Annotated in this window: 18 protein-coding genes; 11 read left to right on the forward strand and 7 right to left on the reverse strand. The window is 67.0% G+C overall.

From position 1 onward, the window contains the following. Positions 1-3 precede the first annotated feature (3 nt). The 11 genes from AC3WLC_RS09425 to AC3WLC_RS09475 all read left to right on the forward strand — a co-directional run bounded on the left by AC3WLC_RS09425 (position 4) and on the right by AC3WLC_RS09475 (position 11,661). Positions 4-1,368, forward strand: a complete 1,365-nt coding sequence (locus AC3WLC_RS09425) for an MmgE/PrpD family protein (protein ID WP_493683665.1) — start codon at positions 4-6, stop codon at positions 1,366-1,368. Positions 1,369-1,519: 151 nt separating this feature from the next. Continuing rightward, the gene (locus AC3WLC_RS09430) at positions 1,520-2,311 is read left to right on the forward strand and encodes an enoyl-CoA hydratase/isomerase family protein (RefSeq protein WP_493683666.1); all 792 of its coding nucleotides are present in this window, start codon (positions 1,520-1,522) and stop codon (positions 2,309-2,311) included. Positions 2,312-2,333: 22 nt separating this feature from the next. Next, the gene (locus tag AC3WLC_RS09435) at positions 2,334-3,041 is read left to right on the forward strand and encodes a 3-oxoacid CoA-transferase subunit A (protein WP_493684524.1); all 708 of its coding nucleotides are present in this window, start codon (positions 2,334-2,336) and stop codon (positions 3,039-3,041) included. After that, positions 3,038-3,700 carry a 3-oxoacid CoA-transferase subunit B gene (locus AC3WLC_RS09440; protein WP_493683667.1) on the forward strand — a complete coding sequence of 221 codons (663 nt, stop codon included), beginning with the start codon at positions 3,038-3,040 and terminating at the stop codon, positions 3,698-3,700. The genes AC3WLC_RS09435 and AC3WLC_RS09440 overlap by 4 nt, the downstream gene beginning before the upstream one ends. 24 nt (positions 3,701-3,724) lie before the next feature. After that, positions 3,725-4,879: an ABC transporter ATP-binding protein gene (locus tag AC3WLC_RS09445; protein ID WP_493683668.1), complete on the forward strand. Its 1,155-nt coding sequence runs from the start codon at positions 3,725-3,727 to the stop codon at positions 4,877-4,879. A gap of 299 nt (positions 4,880-5,178) precedes the next feature. Then, entirely contained in the window at positions 5,179-5,994 is an 816-nt protein-coding gene (locus tag AC3WLC_RS09450) for an alpha/beta fold hydrolase (RefSeq protein WP_493683669.1), read from the forward strand. A gap of 237 nt (positions 5,995-6,231) precedes the next feature. After that, positions 6,232-7,776, forward strand: coding sequence for an ABC transporter substrate-binding protein (locus AC3WLC_RS09455; protein WP_493683670.1), 1,545 nt, complete (start codon positions 6,232-6,234; stop codon positions 7,774-7,776). Positions 7,777-7,833: 57 nt separating this feature from the next. Beyond that, positions 7,834-8,751, forward strand: coding sequence for an ABC transporter permease (locus tag AC3WLC_RS09460; RefSeq protein WP_493683671.1), 918 nt, complete (start codon positions 7,834-7,836; stop codon positions 8,749-8,751). Beyond that, positions 8,751-9,677 carry an ABC transporter permease gene (locus tag AC3WLC_RS09465; RefSeq protein WP_493683672.1) on the forward strand — a complete coding sequence of 309 codons (927 nt, stop codon included), beginning with the start codon at positions 8,751-8,753 and terminating at the stop codon, positions 9,675-9,677. Before AC3WLC_RS09460 ends, AC3WLC_RS09465 begins: the two co-directional genes overlap by 1 nt. A 3-nt stretch (positions 9,678-9,680) precedes the next feature. Then, positions 9,681-10,694, forward strand: coding sequence for an ABC transporter ATP-binding protein (locus AC3WLC_RS09470; RefSeq protein WP_493683673.1), 1,014 nt, complete (start codon positions 9,681-9,683; stop codon positions 10,692-10,694). Between the two features lie 7 nt (positions 10,695-10,701). After that, positions 10,702-11,661 (forward strand): ABC transporter ATP-binding protein, encoded by a 960-nt coding sequence (locus AC3WLC_RS09475; RefSeq protein ID WP_493683674.1) that lies wholly within the window; start codon positions 10,702-10,704, stop codon positions 11,659-11,661. Between the two features lie 42 nt (positions 11,662-11,703). On the opposite strand, the gene AC3WLC_RS09480 is transcribed toward AC3WLC_RS09475, so the two are convergent. From AC3WLC_RS09480 to AC3WLC_RS09510, 7 genes are all read right to left on the reverse strand, one after another. Next, positions 11,704-12,105 carry a RidA family protein gene (locus AC3WLC_RS09480; protein ID WP_493683675.1) on the reverse strand — a complete coding sequence of 134 codons (402 nt, stop codon included), beginning with the start codon at positions 12,103-12,105 and terminating at the stop codon, positions 11,704-11,706. A 134-nt stretch (positions 12,106-12,239) separates the two neighbouring features. Further along, on the reverse strand, positions 12,240-12,668 hold the full coding sequence (locus tag AC3WLC_RS09485; protein WP_493683676.1) for a lipocalin-like domain-containing protein: 429 nt from the start codon (positions 12,666-12,668) through the stop codon (positions 12,240-12,242). A 40-nt stretch (positions 12,669-12,708) separates the two neighbouring features. Further along, positions 12,709-13,827, reverse strand: a complete 1,119-nt coding sequence (locus AC3WLC_RS09490; protein ID WP_493683677.1) for an NADH:flavin oxidoreductase/NADH oxidase — start codon at positions 13,825-13,827, stop codon at positions 12,709-12,711. After that, the gene (locus tag AC3WLC_RS09495; protein WP_493683678.1) at positions 13,827-15,323 is read right to left on the reverse strand and encodes an aldehyde dehydrogenase family protein; all 1,497 of its coding nucleotides are present in this window, start codon (positions 15,321-15,323) and stop codon (positions 13,827-13,829) included. Before AC3WLC_RS09495 ends, AC3WLC_RS09490 begins: the two co-directional genes overlap by 1 nt. Before the next feature lie 80 nt (positions 15,324-15,403). Continuing rightward, positions 15,404-16,282, reverse strand: coding sequence for a carbohydrate ABC transporter permease (locus AC3WLC_RS09500; protein ID WP_493683679.1), 879 nt, complete (start codon positions 16,280-16,282; stop codon positions 15,404-15,406). A gap of 10 nt (positions 16,283-16,292) precedes the next feature. Beyond that, positions 16,293-17,312 (reverse strand): carbohydrate ABC transporter permease, encoded by a 1,020-nt coding sequence (locus tag AC3WLC_RS09505; RefSeq protein WP_493683680.1) that lies wholly within the window; start codon positions 17,310-17,312, stop codon positions 16,293-16,295. A gap of 4 nt (positions 17,313-17,316) precedes the next feature. Further along, the gene (locus AC3WLC_RS09510; RefSeq protein ID WP_493683681.1) at positions 17,317-18,633 is read right to left on the reverse strand and encodes an ABC transporter substrate-binding protein; all 1,317 of its coding nucleotides are present in this window, start codon (positions 18,631-18,633) and stop codon (positions 17,317-17,319) included. Positions 18,634-18,733 lie beyond the last annotated feature (100 nt).

Here is an 18,733-nt window from a genome sequence, read left to right on the forward strand (position 1 = left end):
ACCATGCCGACAGCCTTGTCACGCTCGCTCGCCGGTTTCGCCTCCGGCTTGCGCTATGAGCACTTGCCGGCCCGCGCGATTGAGGCCGTCCGTATCGGCATGGCCGATACGGTCGGCGTCATGCTCTCCGGCATCGACATGCCGGTTTCCCGCCATGTCCTGGCCAGCCTCGGCACGCGCGGCGTCAAGAATGAGGCGCGCATCCAGCTCGGTGCCGAGAAGGCCTCGGCCGCCGACGCGACGCTGGTCAATGCGGTGACGACCAGCAGCGTCGTCTTCGACGATGTCGCCTTCGCCGGCTGCCATACCAGCACGGTGCTGATGCCGGCCCTGCTCGCCGAGGGCGAGCGGATCGGCGCCAGCGGCAGGCAGGTCATCCAGGCCTATGCCGCCGGCTATGAAGCCTGGGCGCGGCTCGCCGAGCGCGATCCCGACAGCTATTCGAGCAAGGGCTGGCATGCCACCGCCTGCTTCGGTCCTTTGGCCGTCGCGCTGGCGCTCGCCAATCTGCGTGGCTTCGACGAGGCGACGACGCTGCGCGCGCTCGGCATCGCCGCCTCGATGTCGGGCGGCATCACCGCGAGCTTCGACACCGATGTCGGCCCGTTCCAGATCGGCCGTGGTGCCGCCGGCGGTGTGCTGGCGGCGCATCTCGCCGAGGCCGGCATGTCGGCGCCGGCCGATGCGCTGGAGCGCTCCGGGCGCGGCATGCTGGTCGCGCTCTCGCCCAAGGGGGCTGTCGATCTGGAGAGCCCGCTCGATGACCTCGGCCGCGCCTGGCGCCTCGAGAGCATCGGCATCAACGTCAAGCAGTACCCGTTCGGCAATATCGCGCAGCGGGCTGTGGATGGCGCGCTCGATCTTGCGAATGCGTATGACGTCAAGCCGCAGGAGGTCACGCGGGTCGAACTGCTGATCAGCGACGCTCAATATGCGGTGATCTCGAAATCGCCCTCGGTGCTGCATTTCGTGCCGTCGCACAGCGTGCCGCTGGCGGTCGTCGCCGCGCTGTTCGAGCGGCGCGTCACCTTCGATGCGCTGGAGGAGACCTTCCACGGCCGCCCGGAAGTCCAGTCGCTCTTGCAGAAGGTCGAGACCGTGGCCGACAGCCGCATTCCGGCCGACACCCAGCCCAATCTCGGCTTCAGCGGCGGCGTCCGGCTGCATCTCGCTGACGGCCGCGTGCTCGAAAGCCCCAGCGTCGATTACGCCCGCGGCCACTGGACGCGGCCGATGAGCGAGGCCGAGCTCTGGCAGAAGTTCTGGTCCTGCAGCAGTAAGCAGCTTGCCCAGTCGCAGGCGGAGAAGCTCTTCGCCAGCCTGATCAGGCTCGACGAGGTCGTCAACGTCGGAACGCTCAATCGTTGAGCGATCGCGATGGCGAGCGGCCGCAAAGGGCGGCCGCACCGGGCCTTCGATTGAGGAAAGCTCATCGGCTTGCGCGGTTAACTCGTTTGACCGGTGATGGTGCCGGCCCTACCTCGGTGGCAGCCAGCGTTTGATCCGGCGGGGAGACTGAATGGTCCCCGAAACCCCATCGCTACAGTTCAGCCAGGCCGGTCATGTCGCGACCATCGTGCTCGACCGGCAGCAGGCGCTGAATGCGATCGACCCGGAGACGGGCGCCGCGCTCGTCGCCTGCTTCGAGCATATCGCCAGCGACGACAGCATCCGGGCGGTGGTCCTGACCGGGGCGGGCGAGCGGGCTTTCAGCGCCGGCGCCGATCTCAAGAAGACCGCCGAGGTCGCCGGCCCCTATGCAGCGCAGGCCTTCGCCGGTGGCGGCGATAGCAGCTTCGCCGCGGCGCTCGATTGCGAGAAGCCGCTGATCGCCGCGGTCAATGGCCTTGCCCTCGGCGGCGGGCTGGAACTGGCCTTGGCTTGCGACATCAGGCTGGCGGCGCCGCAGGCGCGCTTTGGCCTGCCGGAGGTCAAGGTCGGCACGATTCCTGGCGCCGGCGGCACGCAGCGTCTGCCGCGCAGCATCGGCCAGAGCGATGCGATGCTGATGCTGCTCTCCGGCGACATGATCGATGCGCCGGAGGCGCTGCGCCTCGGCCTGATCAGCCGGATCGTTCCCGTGCCGGATCTGCTGAAGGAAGCGCAGGCGCTCGCCGCCAGGATCGCGGCGAATGCGCCGCTCTCGGTCCGGGCAGTCAAGCGCCTCGTCCGCAGCGGCGGCGAACTGCCATTGCCCGAGGCGCTACGACTGGAGCGGCTGGTCTGGGGCATGCTGCGCGATACGCACGACAGGGCGGAGGGCCGGCGCGCTTTCGCCGAGAAACGCTCGCCCGTCTTCACCGGGCGCTGAGACTGGAAGCGAGAGGCCTATGATCGACAAGCAGGTTCCCGACATGGCCGCGGCGCTGGCGGACATAGGCGATGGCGCCTCCGTCCTGGTCGGCGGCTTCGGCGCGGTTGGCCAACCCAATGCGCTGATCGACGCGCTGGCGCTGAGCGGCGTGCGCGGCCTGACGGTGATCGCCAACAATGCCGGCTTCGAACCGCAGACCGGGCTCGGCAAGCTGATCGGCAGCGGCGCCGTCTCGAAGCTGATCTGCAGCTTCCCGCGCGGCTCCACCGCTTTCGATGCGCGCTATGAGAAGGGCGAGATCGAGCTCGAGGTCGTGCCGCAGGGCACGCTGGCCGAGCGGATCAGGGCGGCCGGCGCCGGGATCGGCGCCTTCTATACGCCGACCGGCGCGGGCACGCGCCTTGCCGAGGGCAAGGAGACCCGTAACATCGGCGGGCGCGAACATGTCCTCGAATACGCGCTTGGCGCCGATGTCGCGCTGATCCAGGCCTATAACGCTGATCGCTGGGGCAACCTGACCTACAAGGGCAGCGGCCGGAACTTCAATCCGATCATGGCGATGGCTGGGAAGCTCACCGTCGCTCAGGTTGCGAATGTCGTCCCGCTCGGCGAGCTCGATCCCAACATCATCGTCACCCCCGGCATCTTCGTGAACCGTGTGCTGACGGTCGCGGGCGGCGATCCGCCCTTGGCGACGATTTCTGCCAGCAAGGAGGGCGCCCGATGACTGCTGCGCTGGATCACACCCCGTTCAGCCGCAAGGAGATGGCTGGTCTCGTCGCGAACGACATCGCCGAAGGCTGGTACGTCAATCTCGGCATCGGCCTGCCGACCCTGGTCGCCGACCACATCCCCGCCGGGCGCGAAGTCGTGCTGCATTCGGAGAACGGCATTCTCGGCATGGGCCCGGTGCCAGGCCCGAACGAGGCCGATCCCTGGCTGGTCAATGCCGGCAAGGAGAATGTCACCTTGATGGCGGGCGCTGCGCTCTTCCATCATGCCGACAGCTTCGCGATGATCCGCGGCGGCCATATCGACCTCTGCGTCCTCGGCGCCTTCGAGATCGCCGAGACCGGCGACCTCGCCAACTGGTCGACCTCCGGCAGCGATCGGACGCCTGCGGTCGGCGGCGCCATGGACCTCGCCGCCGGCGCCCGCAATGTCTGGGTGATGACCACCCATGTCACCAAGGCGGGCGAGCCCAAGCTCGTGCGGCAATGCCGCTACCCCCTGACCGCGGCAAAGGCGGTGAACCGCATCTACTCCGATCTTGCGGTCATCGACGTGGCCGAGGGCGGCTTCGTGGTGCGCTCCATGGCACCCGGAATGACGCAAGGCAGGCTGCAGGAATTGACCGGCGCGCCCCTCACATTTTCGTTGAGGTGAATGCGTGTCGCGGGAGGACAGACAATGACGGCGGACAGCACCGCAGCGATCGAGGTCCGGGGCCTCGAGAAGATCTTCTTCAACACGCAGGACGGCCCGGCCGGCGGCGTGCGCGATGTCGCGTTCACGCTGAAGCCCGGCACCTTCTTCACGCTTCTGGGGCCGAGCGGCTGCGGCAAGACCACGACCTTGCGCTGCATCGCCGGGCTGGAGCAGCCGGACCGCGGCTTGATCCGCGTCGGCACGCAGCCGCTCTTCGACGATGCCAGCGGCGTCAACGTGCCGCTCAACCGGCGCAATATCGGCATGGTCTTCCAGTCCTATGCGATCTGGCCGCATATGAGCGTGTTCGAGAACGTCGCCTTCCCCTTGCGCGTCTCGAAGGACCATGGTTTCGACCGTTCGCAGATCGAGCGGATGACCAACGACGCGCTGAAGCGGGTCGGCCTCGACGGCTATGGCAGCCGCTCGGCGACGCGCCTCTCCGGTGGCCAGCAGCAGCGCGTCGCGCTCGCCCGCGCTATCGTGCGCCAGCCGAAGCTGCTGCTGCTCGACGAGCCGCTCTCCAATCTCGACGCCACCTTGCGCGAGGAGATGCGCACCGAATTGAAGCGGCTGCAGCAGGAGGTCGGCGTCACCACCATCTACGTCACGCACGACCAGGCCGAGGCGCTCGAAATGTCCGACCTCGTTGCGGTCATGGAGCGCGGCCGGATCGTCCAACTCGATCACCCGCGCGAGATCTATTTCCGGCCTGCCAATCGTTTCGTCGCCGGCTTCGTCGGCGCGACCAACCTGCTCGACGGCACGCTCGTCGCGCCGCCCGACAGCCGCGGCATCGCCAGGGTCAACCTCGGCGCGGCCGGAGAGGTCGGTTGCCTGTTGCAGGGCGGCGTCGGTGTAGGCCAGCCGGTCGCCGTCTCGATCAGGCCCGAGGCCTTCGTGCTGCGGTCGCCGCAGGAGCCGGTGGCTGAGGGTTCGAGTCGGCTCGCCGGCGCGGTCGAGGTCTCCGGCTTCCTCGGCAACATGATGCGCTATCGCGTGCGGGTCGCCGGCGGCGTGCTCCAGGTCAGCGCCGGCGCTGAGACCGTGTTCGACAACGGCACCGCGGTCTGCCTCGACGTGCGCGACGAGGCCGTGCTGGGCCTTGCCTCGGAGGCTCGGGCCGAGGCGGCCTAAGTCTGACCTTGTCGATGATGCGGTCGGAATTGCTTCCCGGATTTGAGTTTTGATCGTGTCTCGATGAGAAAATTGACATGGATGGAGAATAAATAATCTGCGTTGATTGCCTTCGTGATTGTCATAACAAGAAGAGGGTGGTCATGAATTCTGACGGTAAATCTGCTTCTGCGGAGGCCGCGCAAGATTACCTCCCGGCACGCCGGAGGCTTCTGCAAGCCGGCGCCGCCCTCGGCTTGGCGGCGTTCGCATTCTCGCAGACGAGCAGCGCGAACGCTGCGCCGGCCGCCGATCAGGGCGTGAAGCCGGTACCGCCGCCGGCGCCGATCAAGGCGAGCGAGGGCCTTGTCGACGTCGGGGACGGGCACAGCATTTGGTACTTCGACACCGGCGGCGACGGCGTTCCGGTGATCTTCCTGCATGCGGGGACGGGCAGCGGGCTGGTCTGGCTCTACCAGACGCCGGTCTTCGCCAAGGCCGGCTATCGCGTCATCGGCTATTCCCGGCGCGGCTATCACGGCTCGGTCGTCGGCGATCCCGCCAAGCCCGGCACCGGGGCCGCTGACCTGCTCAAGCTGGTCGATCATCTCAAGCTGGCGAAGTTCCACCTTGTCGGCTCGGCAGCCGGCGGCATGGTCGCGACCGATTTCGCGGTGTCGCATCCGCAGCGGCTGCGCAGCCTCGTGCTCTCCAACACGATCGTCGGTATCCGCGACGAGGATTACCGGGCGATCTACAAGCTGATCTGGCCGAAGGAGTTCGATGCCCTGCCGCACGACTTCAAGGAGCTCGGCCCGTCCTATCGCCATGTCGACCAGGAAGGCCGTCGCCTCTGGAATGAGCTGGAGCACAAGTCCAGGGCGGGCAAGATGGAGAGCCAGGGATACGAGAACAACGTCACCTGGCAGTCGATCGCCGCATGGCGCATGCCGGTGCTGGTGGTGACCGGGGATGGCGACCTCTACACGCCGCCCTCAATGGCCCGTCTGGTTCATTCCCGCATCCAGGGCGCCGAGTTCAGCCTCATCCCGGATTGCGGCCACTCCGCCTATTGGGAGCGCCCGGAGATCTGGAACGAGCTGGTGCTCGGCTTCATCGGCAAGCACAGCGCCTGAGCACCAAAAGGCCATCTCGGGAGCCGGGCGATCCTGGCTCCCGAGACTTGATCGGTTTCGGATTATTGGGGGGCGTTGCTTCTTTAGTGTCGCTGAGATGGCAAGTTTTTCAATTTTATTTGGCTGTAACCGCAATCTGAATTGACATATTCAACGGAAAGCGCAAAATTAAGGGAATGGCGCCTGCGGCCCGTGAGGCCGCGACAAGACTGCAGAGCGCCGCGAGGGAGGATCGCGATGTTCAAACGCTCGATGGCGGCGTTCGTCGGCAGTGTTCTGGCCTGTACTGCGTTCGCGACCCCGGCGACGGCAGGAAAAAGCGACGACACGCTGACCTGGGCGACGTCGACCGAGATCGACACCTTCGACATCTATTATCAGGGCCTGCGCGAAGTGGTCATCGCGACCATGTTCAATTGCGACTCCCTGTTCCACCGCGATCCCGCCAGCGGCGAATACAAGCCGCTCCTGGCCTCGTCCTATCGCTGGGTCGACGATGTCACGCTCGAGGTCGAGCTGCGCAAGGGCATCAAGTTCCATGACGGCAGCGATCTCGATGCCGAGGACGTGGTCTCGACCTTCCGCCACGTGATGCCGGCCGATAGCGGAATCAATGTCCGCCTCGCGATCGACTGGATCAAGTCGGTCGAGGCAGTCGATCCGCACAAGGTCCGCTTCATCGCCAAGGCGCCGACGCCGGCCGCACTCGAATTCCTCTCGGGCAACACCGCGATCTATCCGTCAGGCCATTACGACAAGGCGCCCGTCGTCAGCGCCGCCGGCGGCAAGACCCGGCGCGACTGGGGCGCGGTCAGGCCGGTCTGCACCGGCCCCTACATCATGACGGACTTCAAGGCCGGCCAGTCCGCCACCTTCGTGAAGAATCCAGATTACTTCAAGGAAAGCCCGAAAGGGCAGCCGAAGATCGGCAAGATCGTCTACCGCACCATCGCCGACAACGAGGCGCAGCTCGCCGAGCTGCTCGCCGGCACGGTCGACTGGATCTGGGGCGTGCCGCCCGAGAACGTGCCGCAGCTCTCCGCCATGGGCGTCACCGTCAAGACCGCGCCGACGACGCGGATGTCCTTCCTGCTGTTCGATGCCGCCGGCCGCTCCGGCGATACACCCCTCAAGGACGTCCGGGTCCGCCAGGCGATCTTCCACGCCATCGACCGGGAGGCGATCGCCAAGCTCGTCGGCAACTCGGCCGAGGTGCTGAAATCGATGTGCTATCCGACGCAGGTCGGTTGCACCGCCGACGTCACCCAGCATTCTTACGACCCGGCCAAGGCCAAGGCGCTGCTGGCCGAGGCCGGCTATGCCAAGGGGCTCAAGGTTCCCTTCTATGCCTATCGCGACAAATCCTATTCGGAAGCGGTGCTCGCCTATCTGCGCGCGGTCGGCATCGAGCCCGATTTCCGCTTCGTCCAGAACGTCGCGCTGCGGCCGTTGATCATCGGTGGCAAGGCCGAGCTCGCCCATCTGACCTGGGGCTCGCAGGGCATGCAGGATGCCTCCGCCTCGGTCAGCCTCTATTTCAAGTTCGGCGCCGACGACTATGCCCGCGATGCCGAGGTCAGGGACCTGCTCGACAAGGCCGACAGCACCATGGACCCGGCCCAGCGCCGCGCGCTCTACGCCAAGGCCCTCGAGCGGATCAACGCCCAGGCCTATGGCGTGCCGCTCTTCGCCTATGGCCGGGCCTACGCCTACACCCGGGATCTCGACTATCCGGTGACCCCGGACGAACTCGCCCATTTCTATCTGGCGCGCTGGAAGTAGCTGGCATCGGGCTGGGCGACCGGCTCCGGCCGGCCGCCTCGCCGCACGGAGTGCGGAATGGGTTCCTTCGTCCTGAAGCGGTTGCTGGTCACCGTCCTCGTCCTGATCGTCGTCTCGGTCATCTCCTTCTCGCTCGTCCATCTCTCCGGAGATCCGGCGGTGGCGATGGCGGGCGAGCGCGCCTCGCCCGAGCAGATCGCCGAAATCCGCAAGGCCTATGGCTATGACCGGCCGTTCCATGAGCAGTATCTGAGCTGGGTCGGCCGCTTCGTCAGCGGCGATTTCGGCCGCTCGACCTATCTCAAGGAAGATGTCGGCCCGGTCCTGGCGCGGCATATCCCGATCACCGCGACGCTCGGCGTGCTGGCGCTCGCCTTCGCGCTGCTCGTCGCGGTGCCCCTCGGCGTCATCGCCGCGCTCTGGCCCAATACGATCATCGACCGGATCGCGCTGGTCCTGGCGGTGGCCGGGCAGGCGATGCCGTCCTTCCTGTCCTCGCTCGCGCTGATCTACGGCTTCGGCGTCATGCTGCGCTGGCTGCCGGTCTCCGGCACGGCGACATGGCAGCACTACATCCTGCCGGCGGTGGCGCTCGGCTATTACGCGGCGCCCGCGATCATGCGCCTGACCCGCTCCGGCATGATGGACGTGCTGAAATCCGACCATGTCCGCACCGCCCGCGCCTATGGCCTCAGCCCCTGGCGCGTCGTGCTGCGCCATGGCCTGCGCCACGCCATCATCCCGGTGGTGGCGGTCGCGACCGTGCAGTTCGGCTACATGCTCGGCGGCTCGGTCGTGGTCGAGGCGGTGTTCTCGATGAACGGGCTAGGCAATCTCGCCTGGCTCTCGATCCGCCGCTACGACGTCGAGGTCATCCAGGCGATCTTGCTCGTGATCGCCGCGACCTATGCGGTGCTGACGCTTGCGGCCGATCTATTGAACGCCGCCCTCGACCCCAGGATCCGGACGAGCTGATGGCCGATACCAGCCTCATCGACGGCGCATCGGCGCCAGTGTCCCCGGTGATTGCGGCGAAGTCGATGCCGACGCCCGGCCAGATCGCGCTCAGGCGCATGGCCAGGCACCCCGGCTTCTGGTTCGGCGGAACCGTGCTCGCCGTCTTTGTCCTCGCCGCGGTCGCCGCGCCCCTGCTGACGCCCTATGACCCCGGCACGCAGGACCTCGCCCGGCGCCTGGCCGCGCCGGTCTGGAACAGCGCCGGCAACTGGCAGCACCCGCTCGGCACCGACCATCTCGGCCGCGATTATCTCGCGCTGCTGCTCTATGGCGCCCGCATCTCGCTCTTCGTCGGTTTCGCCACCGTGCTGATCTCCGGCCTGATCGGCACGGTGCTCGGTGTCGCGGCTGGTTACTGGGGTGGGAAGGTCGATCTCTTCGTCAATTTCCTGCTCACCGTCCGCCTGACCCTGCCGGTCGTGCTCGTCGCGCTCGTTGCCGTCGCCGTGCTCGGCCAGTCGCTGCCACTGCTGGTGCTGGTCATCGGCGGCCTGCTCTGGGACCGGCTGGTGATCGTGACGCGCACCGCGACGCAGCAGCTCGTCGGCCGCGAGTTCGTCACCGCCGCCCGTGCCATCGGCAGCTCGACGCCGCGCATCCTGCTGCGCGAGATCCTGCCGAACATCACCAGCGCGCTGATCGTCGTCGGCACGCTGGAGCTAGCCCGCGCCATCCTGATGGAGGCGACGCTGACCTTCCTCGGCCTCGGCATCCAGCCGCCGCTGACCTCCTGGGGCCTGATGATCTCGGAGGCGAAGAGCCAGTTCCTGTTCCGACCCTGGCTGATCGCCATTCCCGGCACGGCGCTGATCCTGCTGATCCTGGCGATCAACATCCTCGGCGATGCGCTGCGCGACGTCCTCTCGCCCGAGGGGAGGGCCTGAGCCATGGCGCCCTTGCTCGAAATCCGCAATCTCAGCCTGGAAATCCCGGTCAATGACGGGCTGCTGCGCCCGATCCGCAGCGTCGACCTTACCGTCGAGCGCGGCGAGACCGTCGCCATCGTCGGTGAATCCGGCTGCGGCAAGAGCCTGACCTCGCTCGCGGTGATGGGCCTGCAGCCGCAGAACGCGCGGCTTTCGGCCGAGCGGCTCGCCTTCCAGGGCGAGTCCCTGCTTGGGCTCGACCGGCGGCGCTGGCAGGCGATCCGCGGCAAGCGCGTCGCCATGATCTTCCAGGACCCGATGACGGCCTTTGATCCCTGCTATCGCATGGGCGACCAGATGGCCGAGATCCTGCGCCAGCACCGCCGGGTGTCGCGGGGCGAGGCACGCGCGCGGGTCGTCGCCTTGCTCCGGCGGGTCGGTGTGCCCGCGCCGGAGGACCGGCTCGACCAATACCCGCACCAGCTCTCGGGCGGTTTGCGCCAGCGCATGATGATCGCGACGGCCTTGCTGTGCGAGCCCGAGCTGATCATCGCCGACGAGCCGACGACGGCGCTCGACGTCACCATCCAGGCGCAGATCCTGCGGCTGCTCGCCGATGTGCAGAAGGAGACCGGGGTCGGGCTGATCCTGGTCACGCACGACATTGGTGTCGTTGCCGGCCTCGCCGACCGGGTGGTCGTGATGTATGGCGGCGAAGTCGTCGAGAGCGGCACGACCGACGAGGTGCTCGGCAGCCCGCGCCATCCCTACACCGCCGGGCTGATGCGCTCGATCCCGGTGCCGGGGCGGACGCGCCGCGGCCAGCCGCTCGGCCATATCCCCGGCCTTGTCCCGCGCCCGATCGCGCCGCTGACCGCCTGCGGCTTCCTCGATCGCTGCGAGTTCCGCCACGAAGCCTGCGCGGCGTCGCCGGTCCCTCTCCGTACCGCCGCCGGCGGACGCCAGTTGCGCTGCCTGTTGCCGATCGAGGCGCCGCGCCAGCCGGCCGAGCCGCTCGCCGCCGCCATCGCATGAGGACAAGATGAGCCTGCTCGAAATCACCGGCGCGACGCGCAACTATCAGGTCAGCGCCGGCCTGCGCCGCGGGCGGGTGCTGCAGGCGGTGCGCGGCATCGACCTTGCTGTCGAGGAGGGCGAGATTCTCGCCATCGTCGGCGAGTCCGGCTGCGGCAAGAGTACGCTCGCCCGGCTCCTGCTCGGCATCGAGGAGCCGAGCTCGGGCAGCATCACGGTCGGCGGCAAGCCGATCGGCGCCTATGGCCGGGTCGAGCGGGCCAGGCTGATCCAGCCGATCTTCCAGGACCCGTATTCCTCGCTCAATCCGCGCATGACGGTGGCGGGCGCGATCGCGGCGCCGCTCGAGGTCCGCGGCGTCGGCAATAGCCGCTCGCGCCTCGCCGCCGTCCACGAGATCATGGATGCGGTCGGGCTGGCGCGCTATCTCGCCGGCGCCTATCCGAGCCAGCTCTCGGGCGGGCAGCGCCAGCGCGTCGCGATCGCCCGCGCTCTGGTCGGCGAGCCCAAGATTCTGATCTGCGACGAACCGACCTCCGCGCTCGATGTTTCCGTGCAGTCTCAGATCCTCAATCTGCTCGCTCGCCTGCACCGCAGCTTCCGGCTGACCATCGTGCTGATCAGCCACAACCTCGCCGTGGTCGGCCATCTCGCCGACCGGGTCGCGGTGATGTATCTCGGCAAGGTCGTCGAGGCCGGGCCGACCGAAGCGGTCTTCGCCGAGCCGCGCCATCCCTATACGCGCGAATTGATGCAGGCGATCCTACCGCCGGAACCCGGCCGCGGCCTGCCGGAGCTGCATCTCAACGGCGAGTTCCCGAGCCCGCTCGCGCCGCCGGCCGGTTGCGCCTTTCACCCACGCTGTGTCCGCGCCAGCGCCGCCTGCCGCGAGGCTGTGCCGGAACTCATCGGCAGCGAGCGCCTCGTCGCCTGCCATTATCCGCTGCGCGAGCCCGTCCACGCCTGATGGCGGAGCAACCCTTCGGCCGCTCCGCCATTGGCTGTCGGATCAATCCCGCTTGGCGGCGGTGAGGTCGGCTTCGATCAGCCACTCCGACAGGGCGAGCCCGGCGACGACGACTGCGGTCGTGGCCGGCGGGTTGCCCTTGAAATAGCGGTTGCGGATAGTGGCGTAGGTGATGATGTCGGCCGGCTTCAGGCAGTAGGCGGTGATCTTCACGACATCGGTGAAGTCCATGCCGGCCGAGGCGAGGATCGCCTCGAAATTCGCCATCAGCTGCTCGACCTGTTCCTCCAGCGTCGCCGGCAGCGTGCCGTCGCGGCGCACGCCGACCTGGCCGGCGACATAGAGCTGGCGGCTGTTGGTCGGAACCTCGACGCCATGGGCGTAGAGGTTCTGCGTCGGCGGCGCGACCGCGTCGGGGTTGTGACGAAGGTTGGCTGAGGTCATCGTTCGTCTCCTGTCGTTTTGCGAAAGCCGATGCATGCGCCGCCGCTCGCGTGCAGCAGCGATCGTTCGCTCTGGCGGAGCATCGGATCCGCCGGGGCGTGGTTCAGTGATGTGTCGGTCCGCTCAGCGCAGGATCAGCGCACGCGATCCCAGATCAGCGTCGAGATCGTCAGCCGGCCGTCCCAGGGGCTGTGCGAGGGGCCGGCGATGATGGTCAGGCTGTCGCCTTCGAGCTTGTAGCGGCGGACCTGGTCGGTGCCGGACCAGGCCTCGTTCCAGGAGACCTCGACGTGATGGGTCACGGTCTCGCCGGATACCGAATAATGGCCGGCATAGGCGGTCAGGCCCTTGAACAGGCCGAGGGCTTCCGCGTCGGTCGGGCCGAGGCCTTCCGGCGGTGCCCGCTCCTCCGGCGCGTTGATAATCGAGAAGCGGCGGTCGGCGGTGTAGGTCAGCAGCCCCTGCGGGTTGTCGCCTCGCGGATAGAGCACCTCGCCGGTCTCCGGCAGCTCCTGCCGGTGGGATTTCAGCCGCCAGGTCGAGATCAGGGCCTCAGGGATCATGTCGGTCTCCGCAACAGGTCAAATGTGGTCGCGGCCGGATTCAGCCGGCTGCATGGGCGCGTGGGCGCAAGGTCGCGCCCTTCCAGAGCGAGGGGTCGGCGCCGCGATATTGCGGGGGATAGGCAAGCTCGGCGCCGAGCGCCTCAGCCGCATGCCAGACCCAGCGCGGATCATCTAGGAAGCCGCGTGCCAGCGCGACCATGTCGACCTGCCCTGATGCGACCGCTTCCTCCGCCATGCGCGGATCGACGATCAGCCCGACGGCCTGGGTGACCATCCCGGTCGCCTTGCGCAAAGCCGCGGCGAGCGGCAGCAGATAGCCCGGCCAGGAGACGATCTTCTGGTCGCCGGAGAGGCTGCCGCGCGACAGGCAGACATAGTCGAAGCCGATCGCCTTGAGCTCGCGCGCATAGGCGATCGTCTCGGCCAGCGAGGCTGCGTCGGTCGCATCCTCGGCATCGAGTCTGGCGCCGAGCGCCTTCCGCGCCGGCCAGGCCCCGCGCAGCCGCCGCGCCACCGCCAGCGGGAAGCGCATGCGGTTTTCGAGCGAGCCGCCATAATCGTCCTGCCGCCGATTACTCTGTGCCGACAGGAAGGAGTGCAGGAGATAGCCATGGGCACAGTGGTATTCGACCACGTCGAAGCCGATGCGGTCGGCTCGCTCAGCCGCATCGACGAAGGCAGCCGCGATGCGCTCCATGCCGGCTTCGTCGAGCGCTTCCGGCACGGCGCGCTTGTCGTCATAGGGCAGGGCGCTCGGGCCGACGATCGGCCAGCCGCCTTCCTCGGGCGTCAGGCCGTGCCCGCCATCCCAGGGCATGTGGCAGGAGCCCTTGCGCCCGGCATGGCCGAGCTGGATGCCGAGCGGCATGTCGCCGCCGGCATAGCGCAGCATCGTCACCACCCGGGCGAGCGCCTCCTCCTGCGCGTCGGAATAGAGCGCGAGGCAGAGCGGCGAGATCCGTCCGGCCGGCTCGACCGCGGTCGCCTCCAGCAGGAGGAGACCGGCGCGGGACATGGCGAACTGTCCGAGATGGGCCATGTGCCAGTCCGAGGCCGCGCCATCGGGCGCGCTGTACTGGCACATCGGCGAGATGACCACGCGGTTGGGGAAAGTGACCCCTGACAGCGTGATCGGCGAGAACAGTCTGCTCGTCATCAGGCGGTCCGCAGCCAGACCGACTTCACGTTCAGATAGTCGTTGAACTGCTGCACGCCGGATTCACGGCCATAGCCGCTGCGCTTGTAGCCGCCGAAGGGCATCGCCGGATCCATCATCTGGTAGCAGTTGATCCAGACCGAGCCGGCGCGGATCGCCTTGGCGAGATAGTGCGCCTTGCGGACGTCATTGGTCCAGACGCCGCTGCCGAGTCCGTACATGGTGTTGTTGGCGCGGCGTGCGACCTCTTCCAGGTCACTGAAGGGCAGGCTCGACACCACCGGCCCGAAGATCTCCTCCTGTGCGATCCGCATCTCGTCGCGGACCCCGGCGAAGACGGTCGGCGGGATGAAGTAGCCGCTGGCGAGCTCGTCCTCGGTCAACCTGCGCCCGCCGGAAAGCAGCTTGGCGCCCTCCTGCTGGCCGATGTCGAGATAGCTGGAGACGCGGCTGAGCTGCTGCTCGGAGACCAGCGGCCCGATCTGCACCTCGGGATCGAGGCTGTTGCCGACTTTCAGCGTCCGGCTGAAATCGGCGACGCGCTCCATGAACTCGTCATAGATCTTGTCCTCGACGAAGAGGCGCGTGCCGGCGCTGCAGACCTGACCGGAATTGCCGAAGCAGCCCATGGCGGCGCCGGGCACGGCGAGATCGAGATCGACATCGGCGAAGACGATGTCGGGCGACTTGCCGCCGAGCTCGAGCGTGACGCGCTTGAGGTTGCCGACCGAGGCCTGGACGATCTTCTGCCCGGTCTCGAAGGAGCCGGTGAAGGCGATCTTGTCGACATCCGGGTGGCCCGCGAGCGCCGCGCCCGCGGTCTCGCCGAAGCCGGTGACGATGTTGACGACGCCGTCTGGCAGGCCGGCTTCGAGCAGGAGCTCGCCCATGCGCAGGGCCGACAGCGGCGATTCCTCGGCCGGCTTCAGCACGGCGGTGCAGCCGGTGGCGAGGACCGGGCCGATCTTCCAGATCCAAGAGACCAGCGGGCCGTTCCACGGCGTGATCGCGCCGACGACGCCGACCGGCTCCTTCAGCGTATAGGTGACGAACTCGCCGGGCATGGAGTTGTCGACGGTCTCGCCATGCAGCGCCGTCGCCATGCCGGCATAATAGCGCAGCAGGCCGAGCAGGCGCCGCCGCGAGGCGCGCGTGCGGCTGATCGGGGCGCCCATGTCGAGCGTGTCGATCAGCGAGAGCTCGTCGAAATGCTTGTCGACGAGGTCGGCGAGCTTGAGGATGACCTGCTGGCGGTCATAGGGCTTGAACTTGCGCCAGGGGCCGTCGAAGGCGCGCCTTGCCGCCGCGACCGCCGCATCGATATCCTGCTGATCGCCCTCGGCGACGCGGGCCAGTACCTGGCCGGTCGATGGATCGATGGTCTCGAAGGTCTTGCCGGAGGCGGCATCGACCCAGCGGCCGTCGATCAGCAGTTTCTTCGGGCCGCCTTCGAGGAAGGCAAGGTGCATGTCGGGTTGTCTTGGCACGATCGTCATCGGGTCAGTCCTTTCGCGATGCGCGGTTTTGAAAGGCCCGCCGACGCGTCTTGCGAGCGGCGGGAGGCTCCAGGGAACGATCAGCCCTTCACCGACCCGGCGGTGAGCCCCTGGACCATGTAGCGTTGGAAGACGAGGGCGAGGATCACCGCCGGAATGGCCGAGAGGAAGCCGGAGGCGGCGATCACCGAGTAGTCGATATTGGCCTGGCCGAGCATGCCAGCGACCGTCGGCGGCAGCGTCGTGGTGCCCTGTTTCGAGTTCAGCACCTGCGCCACCAGGAACTCGTTCCAGCACAGCACGAAGGTGAAGGCGCCGGCGGCGACGAGGCCGGGTCCCGAAATCGGCAGGATGACCTTCACGAAAGCCTGCAGCCGCGAGCAGCCATCGACCAGCGCGCTCTCCTCAAGCTCGCGCGGGATGGTCTCGAAATACGATTTCAGGATCCAGATCGTGAAGGGGAAGGTGAAGGAGCAATAGGCCAGCACGAGCCCGCTCAGCGTGTTCTGCAGGCCGAGCTGGCGCATGATCAGGAACAGCGCCGGCATCAGCACGACGACCGGCAGCATGCGGGTGAACAGGATGGCGTAGAGCGTGATCTTCATCACCGGGTGCTGGAAGCGCGCATAGGCGTAGCCGGCCCCGCTTCCGAGCACGATGTTGAGCGCGGTGACGATCAGCGTGACGACGACGCTGTTGCCGAGCGAGGGCAGGATCTGCGCCGACTGGTGCTGGGCGTGGAATTCGACCAGCCCGAAGATCTTGGCGTAGTTGGCAAAGCTCGGATTCGGCGGGATCAGCGGCATCGGCCGGGCGAGCAGGTCGCGCTGCTCGCTGATGCTGCTGATGAACAGCCAGAGGAACGGCCCGATCAGCCAGAGCGCGACCAGCGCGACGAGGCCGTAGAGGCCGAGCACCGGCCAGAGCTTGCTGTGGTTGCGCGCGATGACGGTCGGCATGGCGCGCCTCCTACTCGCTCTGGAACTTCGAGAGGACGAGGCGGTGGTAGATCACCGTCAGCGCCACGCAGATCAGCGTCAGCGTGAACAGGATCGCCGTGCCCGGCCCGAACTTGAAGAAGCTGAAGGCGGTGCGATAGCCGAGCCAGGTCACCGTCGTGGTGTCGTTGCCGGGGCCGCCCGAGGTCATCACATAGATGAGGTCGAGCATCAGGAAGCCGTTGACCGTCGCGAGCACCAAGACGAGGAACATCATCGGCCGCAGCGAGGGCAGGGTGATGTGCCAGAGCTTGCGCCAGAAGCCGGCGCCGTCGACCGAGGCCGCGTGATAGAGGTCCTGCGGGATCGACTGCAGCCCGGCCAGGAACAGGATTGTCGCGAACGGCGCCTGGTTCCAGACATAGACGACGATCAGGACATTGAGCGCCGTGAAGCCGTCGCTGAAGAACGACAGATAGTGGTCGATCACGCCGAGCCGGTAGAGGATGCCGTTGATTGCGCCGAAATCGGCATCGAGCATGCCGAGCCAGAGGATGCCGACAGCGATGCGCGACATCGACCACGGCACCAAGAGCATCGCCCGCATCAGCCCGCGCCCGGCGAAATGGGCGTTGAGCACCAGCGCCATGGCGAGGCCGATCACCACTGCCTCGATCACGAAGAGCGCGACGAAATAGACGGTGCGCAGCAGCGATTGCCAGTAGAGCGGGTCGGACAGGACCTTGCTGTAATTGGCGAGCCCGGTGAAGCGGTAGAGCGGCAGCCGCATGCCGAAGAGGGTGATCGCCGTGCTGCCCGGGCGCAGCAGGTCGACCTCGGCGAAGCTCAGCCAGATCGAATAGACCAGGGGCAGGAAGACGATCAGCAGGATCACGAGCAGCGCCGGCGAGACCAGCATCGCCGCGAACCAGCCCTCGGACTGGACGGCCTGCCGGTCCCTGCGCGCGAACCAGCGAGGCCGTGCCGGGCTGGAAGCCGAAGCCTCCGGCGGAAGCGCGAGATCGGGCCGGCCGGGATCGAGCGTGGTCATCCGCTCAGGCCAGCGACTTGTGCAGGGCGACCAGCGCCTTGATCGTCTCGGCGACCGACAGGTTCTTGCGGATCATGTCGTGCAGGATCGTCACCGAGCGGGCGTCGTATTCCGGATACCACTGCTCCTTGAAGGCGCCGCTGACCTTGCCCTTGTCGTACTGCGCCCGCAGCGTCGGCAGGTCGACCCAGTTGGCATAGGAGGCGACGACGGCCGGCTCCTTGTAGAGATCGGGATAGACGTTATCGAGGCCGGAGCCGATCGCCCATTGCTGCTGCACATACCAATCCTTGTGCAGGTTGCCGCCGACGAACTGCATCAGCTTCCAGGCGCTCTCGATCGACTTGGTGTTGGCGTTGAGCACGTAGGAGTCGGTCCACATGTAGGTGCTGCCGACCTTGCCTGGATAAGGCGTCATCTTCGCCTTCTTCGGCGCGAGCAGAGACTCCTTGGTGTCGCTGGCGATCGTCTGCAGATAGTTCGAGATGTTGCTGTGATAGGCGTAGCGCCCGGTGAACATCATCCGGTGCACGTCGGTCGAGGACGGCTTGGTGAAGATCTCGGGCGTGACGAGGCCGAGCACATAGACCTTCTTCCAGCGCTCCAGCACCTGCGCCACCGCCGGGTCCTGGTCGATGACCAGCTTGTTCTTGGCGTCGAAGACGGTCGCGCCTTCGGCGAAGCAGTCGGTCAGGAATTGCGGCGTCGTGCCGGTGATCGTCGGGTTCCAGTTCGGCAGGTAGGGGTACTCGGCGATCTTGTCCTTCTTCAGCTTGACGCATTGCTCGATCAGCTCGTCGAAGCTCGCGGCCGGCTTGTCGAAGCCGCCCTGCTGCAGCATCGGCTCGTTGTGCATCAGGATGTAGAGGTTGACGAAATAGGGCAGCGCGATGAGCTTGCCCTCGCGGTTGAGCAGGCTTTCGAGATTGGCCGGCATCATCGCCTTCTTGAGCTCGTCAACGCCCGGCAGGTCGTCGAGCGTGCGGATCATGCCAGTCTGCGCCCAGCGCTCGCGGAAGGTGTGGAAGCAATACATCACGTCGACGATGTCGCCGGCGAAGGCACGCTGCTCCAGCGTCTGGTGATATTGCGGCCAGGGCAGCGTCGAGTAGCTGACCTTCTCGCCATAGCTCTTGTTGTAGAAGTCGACATAGCCCTGGACCATGTCCGGCCGGAAGGTCCAGCCGACGAAGTTGATCGGCGCCGCCGCCTGTGCCGCGCCGAAGCGGCCGGTGCCTGACAAGGTCGCCACTGAGGCGGCGCCCGCTCCCGCCATGAGCTGCCGCCGGTTGATCGAACCCGTCCTGCTGAGCGTCTCCATATCGTCCTCCCCGGACCGGCGTTGGTCGCCGTTACCGCGACATTAGCGACGCGATTGTGCTCATTCAACAGAAATATCGTTCTTATGTTGCTCTTTATGC

The sequence above is a fragment of the Allobosea sp. GW821-FHT03A12 genome (assembly GCF_058986765.1).

Excerpts from the sequence above, each read along its gene's own strand:
- AC3WLC_RS09480 (WP_493683675.1), bottom strand. The coding sequence starts at position 12,105 with ATGACCTCAGCCAACCTTCGTCACAACCCCGACGCGGTCGCGCCGCCG.
- AC3WLC_RS09460 (WP_493683671.1), top strand. The coding sequence starts at position 7,834 with ATGGGTTCCTTCGTCCTGAAGCGGTTGCTGGTCACCGTCCTCGTCCTG.
- AC3WLC_RS09445 (WP_493683668.1), top strand. The coding sequence starts at position 3,725 with ATGACGGCGGACAGCACCGCAGCGATCGAGGTCCGGGGCCTCGAGAAG.
- AC3WLC_RS09500 (WP_493683679.1), bottom strand. The coding sequence starts at position 16,282 with ATGCCGACCGTCATCGCGCGCAACCACAGCAAGCTCTGGCCGGTGCTC.
- AC3WLC_RS09465 (WP_493683672.1), top strand. The coding sequence starts at position 8,751 with ATGGCCGATACCAGCCTCATCGACGGCGCATCGGCGCCAGTGTCCCCG.
- AC3WLC_RS09505 (WP_493683680.1), bottom strand. The coding sequence starts at position 17,312 with ATGACCACGCTCGATCCCGGCCGGCCCGATCTCGCGCTTCCGCCGGAG.
- AC3WLC_RS09510 (WP_493683681.1), bottom strand. The coding sequence starts at position 18,633 with ATGGAGACGCTCAGCAGGACGGGTTCGATCAACCGGCGGCAGCTCATG.
- AC3WLC_RS09430 (WP_493683666.1), top strand. The coding sequence starts at position 1,520 with ATGGTCCCCGAAACCCCATCGCTACAGTTCAGCCAGGCCGGTCATGTC.
- AC3WLC_RS09425 (WP_493683665.1), top strand. The coding sequence starts at position 4 with ATGCCGACAGCCTTGTCACGCTCGCTCGCCGGTTTCGCCTCCGGCTTG.
- AC3WLC_RS09455 (WP_493683670.1), top strand. The coding sequence starts at position 6,232 with ATGTTCAAACGCTCGATGGCGGCGTTCGTCGGCAGTGTTCTGGCCTGT.
- AC3WLC_RS09470 (WP_493683673.1), top strand. The coding sequence starts at position 9,681 with ATGGCGCCCTTGCTCGAAATCCGCAATCTCAGCCTGGAAATCCCGGTC.
- AC3WLC_RS09475 (WP_493683674.1), top strand. The coding sequence starts at position 10,702 with ATGAGCCTGCTCGAAATCACCGGCGCGACGCGCAACTATCAGGTCAGC.
- AC3WLC_RS09440 (WP_493683667.1), top strand. The coding sequence starts at position 3,038 with ATGACTGCTGCGCTGGATCACACCCCGTTCAGCCGCAAGGAGATGGCT.
- AC3WLC_RS09490 (WP_493683677.1), bottom strand. The coding sequence starts at position 13,827 with ATGACGAGCAGACTGTTCTCGCCGATCACGCTGTCAGGGGTCACTTTC.
- AC3WLC_RS09485 (WP_493683676.1), bottom strand. The coding sequence starts at position 12,668 with ATGATCCCTGAGGCCCTGATCTCGACCTGGCGGCTGAAATCCCACCGG.
- AC3WLC_RS09495 (WP_493683678.1), bottom strand. The coding sequence starts at position 15,323 with ATGACGATCGTGCCAAGACAACCCGACATGCACCTTGCCTTCCTCGAA.